A 17212-nucleotide genomic window follows, 5' to 3' on the forward strand; every position below is an offset into this window, starting at 1 on the left:
GCGCCGCGATCGGCAGACGCCACCGTCGGCGATTGGCAGGACGGCCTCCGTCCTGTCGGTGTCCCCTTCGCGTCTTCGCGTGAATCAATACACCGCCGTCATGAAGAACAACCCATCCGGCGGTGCATTCAGCCCCAGCCGCGCGCGATCCCGCGCCGCGAGCGCATCGGCGACGTCGGCGACCGACCACTGTCCCCGCCCGACCAGCGCCAGGCACCCCACCATCGATCGCACCTGATGGTGCAGGAACGACCGCGCTGCCGCCCGCACCGCGATCCGATCGCCATTCCGCTCGACGGATAGCAGATCCAGCGTCCGCACCGGACTGTCGGCTTGGCAATGCGCCGATCGGAACGTCGTGAAATCATGCCGACCGACCAGCACCGCCGCCGCCGCCGCCATCGCATCGGCGTCGAGCGGCTGCGGCACCTGCCACGCCAGTCCCGCTTCCCAGGTCAGCGGGGCGCGCCGGTTGACGATGCGATATTCGTAACTGCGCCCGACGCACGAAAAGCGCGCATGCCAATCGTCCGCCACCTCCACGCAGTCGAGTACCGCGACCGGTGCCGGCCGCATCCGCGCATTGAGCGCCTCCATCAACCGGAACGGCGCGATCGTCTTGGCGATGTCGACATGCGCGCGCATGCCCAGCCCATGTACGCCGGCATCGGTCCTTCCTGCGGCATGCACCGCGGCCGTCTCACCGGTGACGGCGAACACCGCCTCTTCCAGTGCCGCTTGCACGCTGGGCCCGTGCTTCTGCCGCTGCCAGCCCATGAACGGCCGACCGTCATATTCGATCGTCAGCGCGAACCGCGTCAAAGCTGCGTCCCCGATCGCACCGGGAAGCCCCGCAGCATTTCCTCCGCGCTCGTCACGCCGCGCCCGGCGCGCTGCACCAGCGTCGGGCGGATCGCACCGTCGCCGCATGCGATCGTCAGCGCCGCATCCACCGTCGTCCCCTCGCCGCCGGGGAAGGAGAAGGGCAGCACCTCGGCGCCGAGCAGCTTCACCCGCTCGCCTGCGATCTCCACCCACGCCCCCGGCGCCGGGTGCATCGCCCGAATCAGCCGCTCGACCTCGACCGCGCTCTTGGTGAAATCGATCCGTGCCTCGGCCTTGTCGATCTTGCGGGCATAGGTGACGCCGTCCTCGGGCTGCGGCACCGGCGGATGGCCCTCCAGATCGTCGAGCACCTCTACCATCAGCCGCCCGCCCAGCGCCGCCAGCGCATCGGTAAGCTCGCCTGCGGTCTGCCGCTCGATCGCGACCCGCCCCTCCAGCCGCACGGGGCCGGTATCGAGCCCTGCCTTCATCTGCATGATCCCGACCCCCGTCTCGGCATCGCCGGCCAGGATCGCGCGCTGCACGGGCGCCGCCCCGCGCCAGCGCGGCAACAACGAGCCGTGGACGTTGAGGCAACCATGCTTTGGGGCATCGAGGATCGCCTGCGGCAACAGCAGGCCATAAGCCGCGACTACCGCCACGTCGGCGTCCAGCGCCGCGAACGCCGCCTGCGCCTCGGCGCCCTTCAGGCTGACCGGATCGTATACCAATAGGCCTGCCTCTTCGGCGCGAAGCTGGACCGGCGACTTGACCAGTTCGCGCCCGCGCCGACCGCCCGGCCGTGCCGGTTGCGTATAGACCGCGACGACCTGATGCCCCGGCGCCGCCAACACCGCATCCAGCACGTCGCGCGCGAAGGCCGGGGTTCCCATGAAGATGATCCGCATGGGGGCCTTCAACGCGCTGGCGGGGCAGGGCGCAACCCCCTATCTGTTCCCCATGGCATCCCCCGAAATCGAGGCGCTGACCCAGGCGCTCGCGCGCCTTCCTGGCCTCGGCCCCCGATCCGCCCGTCGCGCGGTGCTGCACCTGCTGAAGAAACGCGAGGCCGCGCTCGGCCCGTTGCGCGCCGCGCTGGAGGCGGTGGACGAGCGGCTGGAGACGTGCGGCATCTGCGGCAACGTCGACACCGCCAACCCCTGCGCGATCTGCGCCGATCCGCGCCGCGACCAGCGCTCGCTGTGCGTCGTCGAAGAGGTGGCCGATCTGTGGGCGCTCGAACGCTCGCGCCTGTTTCCGGGGCGCTTCCACGTGCTGGGCGGCCGCCTGTCGGCGCTCGAGGGCGTCCGCCCCGAAGACCTCGCCATCGATGCACTCGTCGCCCGGATCGAGGCGGGCGGCATCGACGAGGTCGTTCTTGCGATGAACGCCACGCTGGAGGGGCAGACGACCGCGCATTATCTCGCCGACCGGATCGAGCGCTTTCCCGTCCGCGTCACCCAGCTCGCGCACGGCCTGCCGGTCGGCGGCGAACTCGACTATCTCGACGAAGGCACGCTGGCCCAGGCCCTGCGCGCAAGACGCCCCGTCGCCTGATCGCGAGGTCACCCCAATCTTGACGGCAAACGCCCCGGGACCTAGCTCCGCGCGATGGCAGTTCTTCCCATCGTCGAAATCCCCGATCCGCGCCTGCGCCTGATCTCCAAGCCCGTCGACTCGATCACCGATGAAACGCGCGCCTTCGTGCAGGACATGATCGACACGATGTACGCTGCGCATGGCATCGGCCTCGCCGCGATCCAGGTCGGCGTCGACCAGCGCATTCTCGTCATCGACCTGCAGGAGGAAAAGGACGAGGACGACAAGCCGATCAAGGCGCCCAAGGCCTATATCAACCCCGAAGTCCTGTCGGTCAGCGACGAGACGAGCACCTATAACGAAGGCTGCCTGTCGATTCCCGAACAATATGCCGATGTGCAGCGCCCGGCATCGTGCCGTGTCCGCTGGCAGGATGAAACCGGCGCCGCGCATGAGGAAGAGCTGACCGGCCTGCTCGCTACCTGCATGCAGCACGAGATCGACCATCTGAACGGCGTGCTCTTTATCGACCATATCAGCCGCCTGAAGCGCGACATGGTGCTCAAGAAGCTGGCCAAGGCACGCCGCTGACCGAAGCCGGCCGGTGCGACGGTCACGCCGGTTGCATCACCGCCAGCACATGTCCGTCCGGGTCGGCGAGGTGAAAGCGCCGGCCGCCCGGAAAGGCGAAGATCGGCACGGTCACGCGCCCGCCCGCCGCCTCGACCGTAGCGAGGGCCGCCTCCAGATCGTCCACCTCGATCACCGGCAGCGGCGCCGCGACGCGATCCGGTGCCGCATCCAGTCCGACATCGGTGTCGCCGCTGGTCGTCGCGGCATAGTCCGGCCCGTAATCGGTAAAGGTCCAGCCGAAGGCATCGGCATAGAACGCCTTCGCCCGCGCCCGATCCCCCACCGGCAGCTCGAGATAGTTCAGACGCGCCATCGAATCCTCCCAATTCGTTCTTGATACGTTCTACGTCTGCGCCTAGCCTTTGCCAATGGCCGGTCCCAAGCCCCGACGCGCCGCCCGCGGCGCGACGCTCAATAGCGAAAGCCGCCGCTTCAACCTGCCGCAGGTGGAGGCGGACGGCGACTGGCTCGACGCGCGCGAGGAGATCGACGGCGAAGCGCCACCGCTGCGCACCAGCGTGACGATCGAACAGCCCCGCACGATCATCAGCCGCAACGCCTCGCCCGACGTCGGCTTCGATCGCTCGATCAACCCGTATCGCGGCTGCGAGCACGGCTGCATCTATTGCTTCGCACGGCCGACGCACGCCTTTCACGATTTGTCGCCCGGCCTCGATTTCGAAAGCCGGCTATTCGCCAAGCCACAGGCGGCGGAGCTGGTCTGCGCCGAACTGGGCAAGCCTGGCTATGCCGTCGCGCCGATCGCGCTCGGCACCAACACCGACCCCTATCAGCCGATCGAGAGCGATTGGCGGATCACCCGCAGCGTGCTGGAAGTGCTGCGCGAGACGCGGCATCCGCTGACGATCACCACCAAATCGGACCGTGTGGTCCGCGATATCGACCTGCTGGCCCCGATGGCCGCCGAGGGACTGGCGGCGGTTGCAGTGTCGATCACGTCGCTCGATTCGCGTGTCGCCATGACGATCGAACCGCGCGCGCCGCATCCCGAACGGCGGCTGAAGGCGGTGCGCGCGCTCGCCGATGCGGGCGTACCGGTCTATGTCTCGATTGCGCCCGTGATCCCCGCCATCACCGATCATGAGATCGAACATCTGGTCGAGCGTGCGGCAGGGGCGGGCGCCCGTGCGTGCTTCTTCATCCCCGTCCGCTTGCCGCACGAGGTCGCGCCGCTGTTCCGCGCCTGGCTCGACGCCCACTTTCCCGATCGCGCTGGCAAGGTGATGGCGACGATTCAGAGCCTGCGCGGCGGCCGCGACAACGATCCCGGTTTCTTCACGCGCATGCAGGGGGCAGGGCCATGGGCCGAGCTGATGCGCACCCGCTTCGCCATCGCCTGCCGCAAGCACGGCCTCGCCAATCGCGGCGTGACGCTCCGCACCGATCTGTTTCGCCCGCCGGCCGGCCCGCAGGGCGAGCTGTTTTGACGGGGGGAGTGCCAAGCAACCCTCGTCACCCCGGACTTGATCCGGGGTCCCGCTTCTGCTTCGGCTGCGGTGAAGAAGCGGGATCCCGGCTCAAGGCCGGGATGACGGGGCGTTTTCGGGCACTGCCCGTACCATCGCGAAGACATCCTGACATGCCCGCCACGCTCATGAGAGCCCCCCCTCGTCACCCCGGACTTGATCCGGCGTCCCGCTTTTACCCCGACCGCAGCGAACGAGGAAGCAGGCATCCGATCCTGCGACGAGATCACGGGGAACAGTCCCGCCGTAGCAACGCCACCCCGCCGCCGTTAGGCACCTGCTAACCATAACAGGCGCATCGGGAACACCATGACCTCGCGCCGCATCTGGCTGATCCTCGCGCTCGTCGCGCTCGTCGCGCTCGTCGCGCTCGTCGCGCTGGCGCTGCGGCTGCCCGATATCGGCAATCCGCTCGTCGACCTCGACGAACAGATGTACCTGCTCGTCGGCCAGCGGATGTGGGATGGCGCGATTCCCTATGTCGACATCTGGGATCGCAAGCCGATCGGTCTGTTCCTGATCTACGCCGCCAGTGCCGCGCTGCCGATCGACGCAATCGTTGCCTACCATCTCGTCGCGCTGGCCGCGGCGGTGGCGACGGCGGGATGCATCGCGATGCTGGTGCGCACCTTTGCCGGACCGAAAGCCGCGCTCGCCGGCGCCATCCTGTACCTCGTGTGGCTGTCGCTGATCGGCGGGCGCGGCGGGCAGTCGCCGGTCTTCTACGACCTGCCAATGGTGCTGGCCGCATGGCTGACCTGGCAGACGCTGTCGGGCCGGCGCCGCGGTGGGATCGTGGCGATGCTGCTGGTCGGCGTCGCGCTCCAGATCAAGCCGACCGTGGTTTTCGAAGGCGCGTTCTTCGGTGTGACGCTGATGGTCGCGTCATGGCGCCACCACCGCAGTTACGCGCGCATCGCTCGGGACGCCGCGGTCTACGTGGTCGCCGCCTTGCTCCCGACCCTGATCGCGGCGGGTGCCTACGCCGCCATGGGGCACGGTGGCGCCTGGTGGTTCGCCAACGTCCAGTCGATCTTCCTACGGCGCCTGACGCCCGGCGATCCGATCGCGACCCGACTGATCGGCGCCGTCGTCGTGCTGCTGGTGCCGTTCGGCCTGGCGGTGCGTGGTCTCACAATGCACCATGGGCAGCGCCGCTGGTTCCTCGCCGGCTGGCTGGCGAGCGCCACCATCGGCTGGCTGCTCGTCCCACCCTATTTCAACCATTATGCGCTGCCGCTGCTGGTCCCCCTTGCGGTTGCGGCCGGCATCGCGCTCGATCGCCCTGCGCTGCGCTGGCTGGCGGCGGTGGCCGGTGCGGTGATGCTGTATCTGAGCGGTTATCCGCATGGGGGCGAGACCGCGACAATCCGTCGCCAGCTCGCATCGATCGCCGCTGCCTTCGGGCAGGATCGCGATCATGGCTGCCCCTTCGTCTTCGATGCGCCGCCTGCACTCTACACCGCGGCCCACGCCTGTCTGCCGACCCGCTATCCGTTCCCGCCGCATTTGGTCGAGCCGAGCGAGGCGGGCGCGATCGGCGTCGATCCGCGTCGCGAGCTTATGCGGATCCTCGCCGCCAAACCCCCTGCCATCGCCGTCGGCCGATCCGATGCGATGATCCACGCGACGCTGGTCACGGACTATTACCCGGTCGCTCAGGCGCTGGGCATCACCATCTACCGCCGCGCCGATCTGTCGCGCGGGACGGATAGGTCCGGCGCGTCCGTGCGTTATCCCATCCCGCACTGATGCGGCCGGCAGGAGCGCAGCATGACCGATCCCGACACGCCCGAACCCACCGAACGCCCTGACGGCGCGGTGCCCGATACCAGCGTCCCCGACGAATCGGGTGCCGGCTACGGCAATCACGGCGACGCGGACGATTGATCGCCGATACGAAAAAGGCCCGGACGCGCGACGCATCCGGGCCTTCTTTTAGTCGTTAGACGACGGGCTTACGCCCAGTTCGCCATCTTCTGCTCGAGGTTCGAGCGCACCGCTTCGAAGAACTGCTCGGTCGTCATCCAGGGCTGATCCGGGCCGATCAGGATCGCGAGATCCTTGGTCATCTGGCCGTTCTCCACGCATTCGATGCAGACGCGCTCCAGCGTTTCGGCGAAGCGGACGACGTCCGGCGTGTTGTCGAACTTGCCGCGATACTTCAGGCCGCCGGTCCAGGCGAAGATCGACGCGATCGGGTTGGTCGACGTCGCCTTGCCCTGCTGGTGCTGGCGATAGTGGCGCGTGACGGTGCCGTGCGCCGCTTCCGCCTCGACGGTCTTGCCGTCCGGCGTCAGCAGAACGGAGGTCATCAGACCCAGCGAGCCGAAGCCTTGCGCGACCTGATCCGACTGCACGTCGCCGTCATAGTTCTTGCACGCCCACACGAACTCGCCGTTCCACTTCAGCGCCGATGCGACCATGTCGTCGATCAGGCGGTGTTCGTAGACGATGCCCGCTTCCTTGAACTTGTCCTTGAATTCGGCCTCGAACACCTCGGCGAACAGATCCTTGAAGCGGCCGTCATAGGCCTTCAGGATCGTGTTCTTGGTGCTGAGGTACACCGGCCACTTCAGGTTCAGGCCGTAATGCATCGACGCACGGGCGAAATCGCGGATCGAATCGTCCAGGTTGTACATGCCCATCGCGACACCCGACGACGGGAACTGGAAGACTTCTTCGTCGATCACGGTGCCGTCTTCGCCTTCGAAGACCAGTCGCAGCTTGCCCGGACCCGGAACGCGGAAATCGGTCGCCTTATACTGGTCGCCGAACGCGTGACGGCCGACGACGATCGGGTGCGTCCAGCCGGGGATCAGACGGGGGACGTTCTTGATCACGATCGGTTCGCGGAACACGACGCCGCCCAGGATGTTGCGGATCGTGCCGTTCGGCGACTTCCACATCTTCTTGAGGCCGAATTCCTCGACGCGCGCTTCGTCGGGGGTGATCGTCGCGCACTTCACCGCGACGCCGTACTTCTGCGTCGCCTTGGCGGCATCGACCGTCACCTTGTCCTCGGTGGCGTCGCGGTGCTCGACGCCGAGGTCGTAATAATCGAGCTGGATGTCGAGATACGGCTTGATGAGGCGTTCGCGGATCCATTCCCAGATGATGCGCGTCATTTCGTCGCCGTCGATCTCCACGACGGGCGTCTTCACCTGAATCTTGGCCATATGCTCTTCCTGCAAGGGGAGTTTGCGTGTGCGTCTAGGCACAAGCGCCACGCGGATCAACCACCGGCGCGCGCCTTCCGTCCGAGAGCGTTGTGTTGCAGGAACGTCACGGTTACACCTGCGCGTTATGTCATCGCTTGAAAAGCCTCCCCACACGCCGCTGCCGACGACGACCGTCAAGTGGCGCTTCCCCTCGGTTCACCCCGAAGGACACAAATACGCCGCCATCGCCCTGGGCATCACCTTGCTCGGCACGGTGCTCACCAAGGTGCTGTTCTGGCCGCTGCTCGCTGTCGTCGTCTGGGTGCTCACCTTCTTCCGCGATCCCGTGCGCACGACGCCGACGGGCGAGGGGCTGATCATCGCGCCCGCCGACGGCCTTGTCACCATGATCCAGAAGGTGCCGGTGCCGCGCGAGCTGGTCGGCGACCTCGGCGACGCGCCGCTCACCCGCGTGTCGATCTTCATGTCGGTGTTCGACGTCCACATCAATCGGACGCCGATCGCCGGCACGATCCGCCAAGTCGTCTATATTAGCGGCAAGTTCCTCAACGCCGATCTCGACAAGGCATCGGACGAGAACGAACGCCAGCATATCGTCGTCGAAGGTCGCGACGGTCGCCGCATCGGCTTCACCCAGATCGCCGGTCTCGTCGCGCGCCGCATCGTACCCTTCGTCAAGCCGGGCGACATGGTCGCGACCGGTCAGCGTATCGGCCTGATCCGCTTCGGCAGCCGGGTCGACGTCTTCCTGCCCGACGACATCATTCCGCAGGTGACGCTTGGCCAGCGTTCGATCGCCGGTGAGACCGTGATCGGTCGCGTCGGCGGCGTACCCGTCACCGGCATCGCCCAATAATGGACGATTCGTCGGAGCAGCGCCCCCCGCTGTCACAAGGCCGGTTTGCTGGTCGTCGCCTGCCTCGCCGCCAGCGGGGCCTGCCGCTGCGCGCGGTGGCCCCCAATGCGGTCACTGCCCTTGCGCTGTGCTCGGGCCTCAGCGGCGTCCGGTTCGCGATCGGCGGCGAATGGCAGAGCGCGGTTGCCATGATCATGATCGCCGGGGTGCTCGACGGTCTCGACGGCCGTATTGCGCGCATGCTTCACGGCGAAAGCCGCTTCGGTGCCGAGCTCGATTCGCTGTCCGATGCCATTTCCTTCGGTGTGGCGCCGGCGCTGATCCTCTACCTCTGGTCGCTTGCCGCGCTGCCCCGCATCGGCTGGATCAGCGCATTGGTGCTGGCGGTGTTCTGCGCATTGCGCCTCGCCCGCTTTAACGCGAAGATCGACGAGACGGACCAACCGCACAAATTGGCGGGGTTCCTCACCGGTGTTCCTGCACCCGCCGGGGCAGGCCTCGCCATGATGCCGATGTATTTTTGGTTCTGGACCGACGAACCGATCTTCACGTCACCGTGGCTCGTCGCCCTCTGGGTCGCCTTCGTTGCGCTACTGATGGTGTCGAGCGTCGCGACCTTCTCGTGGACCTCGCTACGCCTTCGCCGCACCGTGCGGTTCGAGGCGATCGCGGCGGTGGTCTTCCTGGGCGCCGCGCTGGTATCGGCGCCGTGGCACACGCTCAGCGTGATCTGCCTCGGCTACCTGCTGACCATCCCGTTCAGTATCGCCAGCTACGCCCGGGTCAGGCGGCTGCGCGCAGCCGGCGAACGGCCGCGGGCACCGGAGCCGACGCCCAGCGCCTGACGGCGATGCGGCGCTCGGCATGGGCGAGCTGCGACAGCGGCGTGAACGCGGGTTCGATATGGCCGGAGGCGAGGCGGGCGATGCGGCGCCATTGCGGCGCGACCGTGGCGATCATCACCCCGGCCGCCGCCAGAAACGCGCCTACGAACACCAGACCGGATAGCACTGCAACCATCGAACCAACTCCCTCGCAGGGTTGCGAGCACCCTGTGGATAACTCGCTAAACCCATGTTTTATCGGTGAGTTCCCATAAACGTCTGATTTTCGCCCATTTCGGCCCCTTGTTGATCTCCATCAAGGGGCGGCGTGGGCTTGGGTCACCGTATGAACCCTGTATGTTCCATCTACGTTCCATGTGTCAAGCGGATGTTCCGGCTTGCATCGGCGTGTGGCGTTCGCTAAGGGCGCGCTCCTCAACCCCGCATGGGAAGCATCATAGCCCGGTGCGCGTGGCCTAATGGTCGCCGTCATCCGCTTCCCAGAGGCATTAACCGGAAGGACTTATCCTATGGCGGCTCCCGTCGTCACCATGCAGCAGCTGATCGAGACCGGCGCGCACTTCGGCCACCAGACCCACCGCTGGAACCCAAAGATGAAGCCCTACATCTTTGGCGACCGTAACGGCGTCCACATCCTCGACCTGTCGCAGACCGTTCCCCTCTTCGCCCGTGCGCTCGAGTTCATCTCGTCGTCGGTCGCCAGCGGCGGCAAGGTGCTGTTCGTCGGCACCAAGCGCCAGGCGCAGGACGCCGTCGCCGATGCGGCGCGTCGTTCGGGCCAGCATTTCGTCAATCACCGCTGGCTGGGCGGCATGCTCACCAACTGGAAGACGATCAGCAACTCGATCAAGCGTCTGAAGGCGCTCGAAGAGCAGCTGTCGGGCGACACGCACGGCCTGACCAAGAAGGAAGTGCTGCAGCTCACCCGTGAGCGCGACAAGCTCGAACTGTCGCTCGGCGGTATCCGCGACATGGGCGGCATCCCCGACGTGATGTTCGTGATTGACGCGAACAAGGAAGAGCTGGCGATCAAGGAAGCCAATACGCTCGGCATCCCCGTCGTCGCGATCCTCGATTCGAACGTCTCGCCGGACGGCATTGCCTTCCCGGTTCCCGCAAACGACGACGCGAGCCGTGCGATCCGCCTGTACTGCGAAGCCGTGGCGATCGCCGCCACCCGCGGCAACCAGGAGCAGCAGTCGCGCCGTGGCGTCGACCTGGGTGCGCAGGACGTTGCGCCGGTCGAGGAAGCGCTGACCGTCGAACCCGCGGCCCCGGAAGCGGGCGCGGCAGCGGAGGCCGAGCGTCAGATCGACGCATAAGCACCGTCACGATGCTTTCATGCGGGCGGGGCAGGGCGTGCGCTCTACCCCGCCCGCAAACACATTCAGACTATAGAGGATATGCACATGGCTGATATCACCGCAGCGATGGTCAAGGACCTGCGCGAGAAGAGCGGCGCGGGCATGATGGACTGCAAGAAGGCGCTGAACGAGACCGCCGGCGACATGGACGCCGCGCTGGACTGGCTGCGCACCAAGGGCCTCGCGGCCGCGCAGAAGAAGTCGAGCCGTACCGCGGCCGAGGGCCTCGTCGCCGTCGCGACCAGCGGCACCAAGGGTGCTGCGGTCGAAGTGAACTCGGAAACCGACTTCGTCGCCAAGAACGACCAGTTCCAGCAGTTCGTCCGCGAAGTCGCGCAGATCGCGCTGGCGACCGGTGGCGACGTCGATGCGCTCAAGACCGAATCGATGCCCTCGGGCAAGACGGTCGAGGAAGTGCTGACCAACAACATCGCGACGATCGGCGAAAACCAGTCGCTGCGCCGCGCCAAGCGCCTCGAAGTGTCGAAGGGCGCCGTCGTCAGCTACGTCCACAACCAGGCGTCGCCGGGTCTCGGCAAGATCGGCGTGCTCGTCGCGCTCGAATCGGACGCGGGTGAAGAGGCGCTGCAGGCGCTCGGCAAGCAGCTGGCGATGCACATCGCCGCAGCTTTCCCGAAGGCGCTGAACGAGGAAGACCTGGACGAGAGCGAGATCGAGCGCGAGCGCGCGATCGCAACCGAAAAGGCGGCCGAATCGGGCAAGCCGGCCGACATCATCGCCAAGATGGTCGAAGGCTCGATCGCCAAGTTCCGCAAGGAGCATGCGCTCGTCAGCCAGCTGTTCGTGATGGACGGCAAGACCAAGATCAGCGACGTCGTCGCCAAGGCGGGCAAGGACGCCGGCGCCGAGATCAAGCTGGTCGACTATGTCCGCTTCCAGCTCGGTGAGGGCATCGAGAAGGAAGAGAGCGATTTCGCCGCCGAAGTCGCCGCAGCTTCGGGCGTTGCGCAGAAGGGCTGATCCGGCCTGTTGACCGTCCTCCGGGGCGGACGAGCAAAAAAGGGGGGCATCGCGTGATCTACGTGATGCCCCCTTTTTCGTAGTTCTTCTAAAGCGCCCGGGCGTCAGTGCGCCGACCAGCCCAGCGTCAGGCGTAACCCCAGCACCAGCGCATTGCGGATCGTGCGGTCCGCCGACGGATTGATAACATATTGGATGTCGGGTTGCAGGGAGACGCCCTTGATCAGCGTATCGGTATAGGTCGCCTCGATGATCGTTTCCGCCCGGCCGAGTGCAGGCAGTTCCGGCGGATTGGCGCTGCGATAGCTGTTCGACAGCACGCCGCTGCCCGCCCCGATCGAAAAGGCGCTGTCGGGCCGCGCTGCGAAGGGCTGTTTCAGCAGCAGGCCCCCTTGCCACCCACCGCGAAACGGCGTCGTCTTCCCCTCGGACAGCCCCAGTCGCAGAAACCCTTCAAGCTGGCGGGGCGCGGCGGCCTTGCCGGCGAGCCGGCGCTCGGCGATCAGATAGACGACGCGCGACGCGTGGAAGCCTGGCCCTTGCGAGATTTCCGGCGGGATGATCGTCGGCTGCGTGCGCGTGTAGGTCCATGCGCCGACGGCGACGCGGCCGTTGCCCGTCCAGCCCGCTTCGCCGATCAGCAGCGCGCCGTCGCGGCCAGTGAAGTCGATGCCATTTTCGTCACCGATCGTGCCGGCACGCGCGTTGACCACGGCGAACGCGCCATAGGTCTTGCCGGCCTCGACCCGCAACCGGGTGGCGAGCGCGGTCGACGGAAAGATCGCCGGGCCGTTGACCCCCGTGGCCGCCAGTTCCGATCCGACGCCGAACATCGGCGAGATCAGCAATCCCGCGGCGTCGTTTTGGTAGAATTCGCTGTTGACGTCGTACAGCCCCGCCCGCAGCGACCAGCCCGGCGCCAGCGCCTGCTCGACCCAAGCTTCGTAGAGTTTGAAGCGCCCCTGCGACACTTCGATATTGTTGATGCCCTGGATCGACCCGGCGAGATCGTTGGGCTTGCCGCCCATGTTGTTGAGCAGCGCTGCATGCGCCTTGCCGCCATGCCATCCGATCAGCGCGTCGAGATCGGCCTCGGCGATCACGTCGATATTGTCGAGATAGCGCACGCCGCGTTCGATGCCGCCCGATGCCACGCCGGCGAGATCGGCCGTGTAGTCGGCCGACAGGCTCCATGCGCTCGACGCCTCCTGGGCAATCGCCGCGTCGACACAGCCGACGCTCATCGCGATGATTCCGGCGCCCCACCGCATGGCGCGACAAATGGCAAAGATCTTGTCCATGTCTACTCCCTGTGATGACTGGTTACGGGAGCGGTAATGGCGATGGCGTTTCCCTTATTGGTCAATATGGACTTAATTTGACTTGGTGACGGCCGGAAAGCTTTTCGGTTGATGCCAGTCCGCCAAGCCCGTCAGCGCGGTTAACCCAACTTTATCCGTTTCCGACATAATGACAGGAACATGACGCGGAACGGGAGAATTTAGGGGTGCGATCGATCAACACGATGATGATGGCGGCGATTGCCGCGATCATCGCCCTCGTCCTGGCCTCGGCCGGGGTGAGCCTGTGGGCCAATGGCCAGCAGTCCGCGGCGCGCGACCGCGTCGGCGCGGCCTCCCGATTGCTGCGCAATCACATGACCGCGGACATGATGCACGATGCCATCCGGGGCGACGTCCTGTCGATCCTGCGCGCGATCCGCGTCGGCGATCTCAGCCTGACGGACAATCGCAAGGCGCTGGAACAGGATGTGGCGACGCTGCGCAAGACCCTGGCCGTCGATCGCGCCTATGCCGCTGCGCCCGAAGTCGTCGCCGCGGCGACGCAGATCCAGCCGCAGGTCGACGCCTATATCGCCAGCGCCCGCTCCGTCGCGGCGACGGCCGCCGTCGATCAGGATCGCGCATCGACGATGCTGCCGGCGTTCCTGCGCACCTTCCACGACCTGGAATCGGGCATGGAAACGGTGTCCAACCGTCTCGAAACCCATCTGAACGCGGTGGATGCCGATGCCGACCGGGTCACCAGCCTCGCCTCCATGTCGCTGATCGCGACGACCCTGGCGTTGCTGGCGCTCGTCGGCACGATCGGCGTACTATGCCGGCGCTATGTGGTCGCGCCGCTTCTTCAGTTGGTCGGTGTCCTCAACCGGATGACGTCGGGCGATCTGGCGGTGGCCGTGCCCGCCACGGGTCGCGGCGACGAGCTGGGTCAGCTCGCGGGCGCGACGACGGCGCTGCGCGATCAGCTGGTCGCCGCCGAACAGGCCAAGGCGGCGCAGACGACGCTGATCGTCGACAGCTTTGGCCAGGCCCTGTCGCGTCTGGCGGAGGGTGATCTGGTCTCGCGCGTCGATGCCGATCTCACCGGGCCGTTCGCGCGCATCAAGGACGATTTCAACGCCGCCGTATCCGCCCTGCAAACGACGCTCGCCGCCATGTCGGAATCGGCGTCCAGCATCAACAGCGGTGCCGGCGACATCCGTCAGGCCTCCGACGATCTGTCGCAACGTACCGAACAGCAGGCGGCGAGCCTCGAGGAAACCGCCGCGGCGATGGACGAGATCACCGCCACCGTCCGCTCCACCGCGGAACGCGCCGGCAGCGCCAATGCCGCGGTGCGCAGCGCCCGCGACGAAGCGCAGCATTCGGGCGCCGTCGTGCGCAACGCCGTGGAGGCAATGGGCGGGATCGAGCGCACGTCGGGCGAAATCTCCGAAATCATCAGCGTCATCGACGGCATCGCCTTCCAGACCAACCTGCTGGCGCTGAACGCCGGCGTCGAGGCGGCGCGGGCAGGGGACGCGGGCAAGGGCTTCGCCGTCGTCGCGTCGGAAGTGCGGGCGCTGGCGCAGCGGTCGGCAGAGGCGGCTAAGGACGTCAAGACGCGGATCACCGCCTCGTCGCAGCAGGTGGACGAGGGCGTACGGCTGGTCGGCGAAACCGGCCAGGCGTTGCAGCGGATCATCGACCGGATCGCCGAGATCGACGGCCTGGTCGCCGATATCGCGCGCTCGGCCGAACAGCAGGCGACCGGCCTGCAACAGGTCAACACCGCGGTCAGCGAGATGGACGGCGTGACGCAGCAGAATGCCGCGATGGTGGAGGAAGCGACCGCCGCCGCGCGCAGCCTTGCCGCCGAAGCGGAGACGATGGCGCGCCAGATCACCCGCTTCCACACCGGCGGTGGGGCCACGTCCAATGCATCGCCCGTCGCGCAGTTGCAGGAACGGGCGGCGGTGGCCGGACGCCAGATCGCGGCGGCGAGCAAGCGCCGGGCGACGGGCAACCTCGCCGTCGTCGCCGCATCGGACGACTGGTCGGAATTCTGACCGACGCGGGCAGGGGCGGCACCGCGACGCGCCGCTCCTGCCGCCATCGGCCCGCCGTTGCCCCGGCACGGCCGATCTGCTTAACCTTGCGCGCATGAAGACCCTCTTTGCCGCGAGCCTGCTCGCCACCGCCGCTGCCATCGCCGCGCCCGCCGCCGCCCGCCAGCTCACCATCGATGACGTCACCACGCTCAGCCGGGTGGGCGCGCCGACCGCGTCGGCGGACGGCAAGTGGCTGGTCTGGGCGCAGCGCGAAACCGATCTCGCCGCCAATCGCGGCCGCTACGATCTCTGGCGCCTCGACCTGACCCGCAAGGGCGCCAAGCCCGAACCTTTGGTCGCCGAGGCGGAGGTCAACGAAAACGCACCGCAGATCGTCGGATCGACCGTCTACTTCCAGTCGAACAAGGGCGGCGAGGATGCCATCTGGGCGGTCCCCGTCACCGGCGGCACGCCCCGCAAGCTCACCAGCTTCCAGGGCGGTTTCGGCGGCTTCAAGGTCGCGCCGACCGGTGACCGCATCCTCGTCTGGGCCGATCGCAAGCCCAACGCGCCCAGCCTTGCCCCCGCCATGGTGAAGAAGGACCCGCTGGCCGGCGAGGGCCGCGTCTACGACAAATTGTTCGTGCGCCACTGGGATACGTGGGCGGACGGCACGCAGTCGCAGCTCTTCGTCCTGCCGCTGACCGCTGCGGGCGCGCCGGGTGACGGCGTCGCGATCGAACACGGCCTCGACGGCGATGCCCCCTCGCGTCCCTTCGGCGGCGGCGGAGAGGTGTCGTGGAGCGCCGACGGCAAGACCGTCTATTTCGCGCTGCGCATCGCCGGCACCACCGAACCGCTGTCGACCAACCTCGACATCTGGTCCGCGCCCGCCGACGGCTCGGCCGCGCCGGTGAACCTCACCGCCGCCAATCAGGCGACCGACAACCTGCCCACCGTCTCGCCGGACGGCCGCAGCCTCGCGTGGTTCGCGATGAAGCGGCCCGGCTTCGAAGCCGACCGCCAGGTGCTGATGCTGCGCGATCTGGCGACCGGTCAGGTGCGCAGCCTGACCGAGGGTTGGGACCGGTCGGTCGGCTCGATCGCCTGGTCGCCCGATTCGAAGCGCATCTACGTCACCGCCCAGGACACGCAGGAAAACCCGCTGTTCAGCGTCGATCCCGCGACCGGGAAGGTCACGCGCCTGACGCAAGCCGGCCATGTCTCCGCCGTCGTGCCGACGCCCAAGGGTGCGGTCGTCGCGATCAACAGCCTCACCGCCCCCGACGATTTCTACGCCGTCGCCGCCACCGGCAAGGGCAAGCCCGCGCGCCTGACCGCGGTCAACGCCGCCAAGCTCGCCGGCATCGACATGCCGACCGTCAGCCGCTTCAGCTTCACCGGTGCGAACAACGATACCGTCTGGGGCTATGCGGTGAAGCCGTACGGCAGCACGGGGAAGGTGCCGGTCGCGTTCATGGTCCATGGCGGCCCGCAGGGATCGAGCGACAACAGCTGGTCCTATCGCTGGAATCCGGCGGTGTTCGCCGGCGCCGGCTATGGCCTCGTCGCGGTCGATTTCCATGGGTCCACCGGTTACGGCCAGGCCTTCACCGATTCGATCAGCAACAATTGGGGCGGCTGGCCGCTCGACGATCTGAAGGCAGGGCTCGCCGCGGCGACCGCCAAGTTCGGCTGGCTCGACGGCGACAAGGCCTGCGCGCTCGGCGCGTCCTATGGCGGCTATATGATGAACTGGATCGAGGGCAATTGGCCCGATCGCTTCAAGTGCATCGTCCAGCACGACGGCGTCTTCGACGCGCGCGCCATGGCCTATGAGACCGACGAACTGTGGTTCGACGAATGGGAACATGGCGGCAAGACGTATTTCCAGGATCCCGCCGCGTTCGAAAAGTGGAACCCGGTCAATCACGTCGCGCAGTGGAAGACGCCGCAGCTGGTCATCACCGGCGAAAAGGACTTCCGCATTCCCTATACGCAGGGCCTCGCCGCCTTCACCGCGCTCCAGCGCCGCGGCATCCCCTCGCGCCTGCTCGTCAATCCGAATGAAAACCATTGGGTGCTGAAGCCCGCCAACTCGCGCCAATGGTATCGCGAGGTGCTGGGCTGGATGGATCGCTGGACCAAGGACCAGCGCTAACGCGC

At 67.1% G+C, this 17212-nt stretch carries 16 protein-coding genes; 10 read left to right on the plus strand and 6 right to left on the minus strand.

Going from position 1 to position 17212, the window contains the following annotated elements:
* Positions 1 to 84: 84 nt before the first annotated feature.
* Together truA and fmt are read right to left on the minus strand one after the other, a co-directional pair.
* Positions 85 to 822 carry a tRNA pseudouridine(38-40) synthase TruA gene (gene truA, locus ACP7A3_RS00375; RefSeq protein WP_426254554.1) on the minus strand — a complete coding sequence of 246 codons (738 nt, stop codon included), beginning with the start codon at positions 820 to 822 and terminating at the stop codon, positions 85 to 87.
* On the minus strand, positions 819 to 1733 hold the full coding sequence (gene fmt, locus ACP7A3_RS00380; RefSeq protein WP_426254555.1) for a methionyl-tRNA formyltransferase: 915 nt from the start codon (positions 1731 to 1733) through the stop codon (positions 819 to 821). The genes truA and fmt overlap by 4 nt, the downstream gene beginning before the upstream one ends.
* A gap of 52 nt (positions 1734 to 1785) precedes the next feature.
* Between fmt and recR the strand changes: the two genes are divergently transcribed.
* Together recR and def are read left to right on the plus strand one after the other, a co-directional pair.
* Positions 1786 to 2382 (plus strand): recombination mediator RecR, encoded by a 597-nt coding sequence (recR, locus tag ACP7A3_RS00385; RefSeq protein WP_024310551.1) that lies wholly within the window; start codon positions 1786 to 1788, stop codon positions 2380 to 2382.
* A gap of 54 nt (positions 2383 to 2436) precedes the next feature.
* Entirely contained in the window at positions 2437 to 2955 is a 519-nt protein-coding gene (gene def / locus ACP7A3_RS00390) for a peptide deformylase (protein ID WP_295560166.1), read from the plus strand.
* A gap of 22 nt (positions 2956 to 2977) precedes the next feature.
* Here def and ACP7A3_RS00395 read toward each other — a convergent pair whose 3' ends face one another.
* A complete protein-coding gene (locus ACP7A3_RS00395) occupies positions 2978 to 3310 on the minus strand; it encodes a VOC family protein (protein WP_426254556.1) in 333 nt (110 codons plus the stop codon).
* A 55-nt stretch (positions 3311 to 3365) separates the two neighbouring features.
* Between ACP7A3_RS00395 and ACP7A3_RS00400 the strand changes: the two genes are divergently transcribed.
* A complete protein-coding gene (locus ACP7A3_RS00400) occupies positions 3366 to 4445 on the plus strand; it encodes a PA0069 family radical SAM protein (protein ID WP_426254557.1) in 1080 nt (359 codons plus the stop codon).
* Positions 4446 to 4793: 348 nt separating this feature from the next.
* Positions 4794 to 6236 carry a hypothetical protein gene (locus ACP7A3_RS00405; RefSeq protein WP_426254558.1) on the plus strand — a complete coding sequence of 481 codons (1443 nt, stop codon included), beginning with the start codon at positions 4794 to 4796 and terminating at the stop codon, positions 6234 to 6236.
* Positions 6237 to 6442: 206 nt separating this feature from the next.
* On the opposite strand, the gene ACP7A3_RS00410 is transcribed toward ACP7A3_RS00405, so the two are convergent.
* Positions 6443 to 7663, minus strand: coding sequence for an NADP-dependent isocitrate dehydrogenase (locus tag ACP7A3_RS00410; protein WP_017978968.1), 1221 nt, complete (start codon positions 7661 to 7663; stop codon positions 6443 to 6445).
* A gap of 127 nt (positions 7664 to 7790) precedes the next feature.
* On the opposite strand from ACP7A3_RS00410, the gene ACP7A3_RS00415 reads away from it, so the two are divergent.
* Both ACP7A3_RS00415 and ACP7A3_RS00420 read left to right on the plus strand, forming a co-directional pair.
* Entirely contained in the window at positions 7791 to 8522 is a 732-nt protein-coding gene (locus ACP7A3_RS00415; RefSeq protein ID WP_063689534.1) for a phosphatidylserine decarboxylase, read from the plus strand.
* A complete protein-coding gene (locus tag ACP7A3_RS00420) occupies positions 8522 to 9367 on the plus strand; it encodes a CDP-alcohol phosphatidyltransferase family protein (RefSeq protein ID WP_426254559.1) in 846 nt (281 codons plus the stop codon). Before ACP7A3_RS00415 ends, ACP7A3_RS00420 begins: the two co-directional genes overlap by 1 nt.
* On the opposite strand, the gene ACP7A3_RS00425 is transcribed toward ACP7A3_RS00420, so the two are convergent.
* On the minus strand, positions 9306 to 9542 hold the full coding sequence (locus ACP7A3_RS00425; RefSeq protein WP_241891491.1) for a hypothetical protein: 237 nt from the start codon (positions 9540 to 9542) through the stop codon (positions 9306 to 9308). The genes ACP7A3_RS00420 and ACP7A3_RS00425 overlap by 62 nt on opposite strands.
* A 334-nt stretch (positions 9543 to 9876) precedes the next feature.
* On the opposite strand from ACP7A3_RS00425, the gene rpsB reads away from it, so the two are divergent.
* Complete coding sequence (gene rpsB, locus ACP7A3_RS00430; protein WP_063689530.1) at positions 9877 to 10689, plus strand: 30S ribosomal protein S2; 813 nt, start codon at positions 9877 to 9879, stop codon at positions 10687 to 10689.
* An 87-nt stretch (positions 10690 to 10776) separates the two neighbouring features.
* Positions 10777 to 11712: a translation elongation factor Ts gene (gene tsf, locus ACP7A3_RS00435; protein ID WP_426254560.1), complete on the plus strand. Its 936-nt coding sequence runs from the start codon at positions 10777 to 10779 to the stop codon at positions 11710 to 11712.
* Between the two features lie 104 nt (positions 11713 to 11816).
* Here tsf and ACP7A3_RS00440 read toward each other — a convergent pair whose 3' ends face one another.
* Complete coding sequence (locus tag ACP7A3_RS00440) at positions 11817 to 13013, minus strand: carbohydrate porin (protein ID WP_426254561.1); 1197 nt, start codon at positions 13011 to 13013, stop codon at positions 11817 to 11819.
* 206 nt (positions 13014 to 13219) lie between these two features.
* Between ACP7A3_RS00440 and ACP7A3_RS00445 the strand changes: the two genes are divergently transcribed.
* Together ACP7A3_RS00445 and ACP7A3_RS00450 are read left to right on the plus strand one after the other, a co-directional pair.
* Positions 13220 to 15064: a methyl-accepting chemotaxis protein gene (locus ACP7A3_RS00445; protein ID WP_426254562.1), complete on the plus strand. Its 1845-nt coding sequence runs from the start codon at positions 13220 to 13222 to the stop codon at positions 15062 to 15064.
* Between the two features lie 94 nt (positions 15065 to 15158).
* Positions 15159 to 17207: a prolyl oligopeptidase family serine peptidase gene (locus ACP7A3_RS00450; RefSeq protein WP_426254563.1), complete on the plus strand. Its 2049-nt coding sequence runs from the start codon at positions 15159 to 15161 to the stop codon at positions 17205 to 17207.
* Positions 17208 to 17212: the final 5 nt, after the last annotated feature.

Source organism: Sphingomonas sp. DC5200-1, assembly GCF_049897245.1.
Classification (GTDB): Bacteria; Pseudomonadota; Alphaproteobacteria; order Sphingomonadales; family Sphingomonadaceae; genus Sphingomonas; species Sphingomonas aquatilis.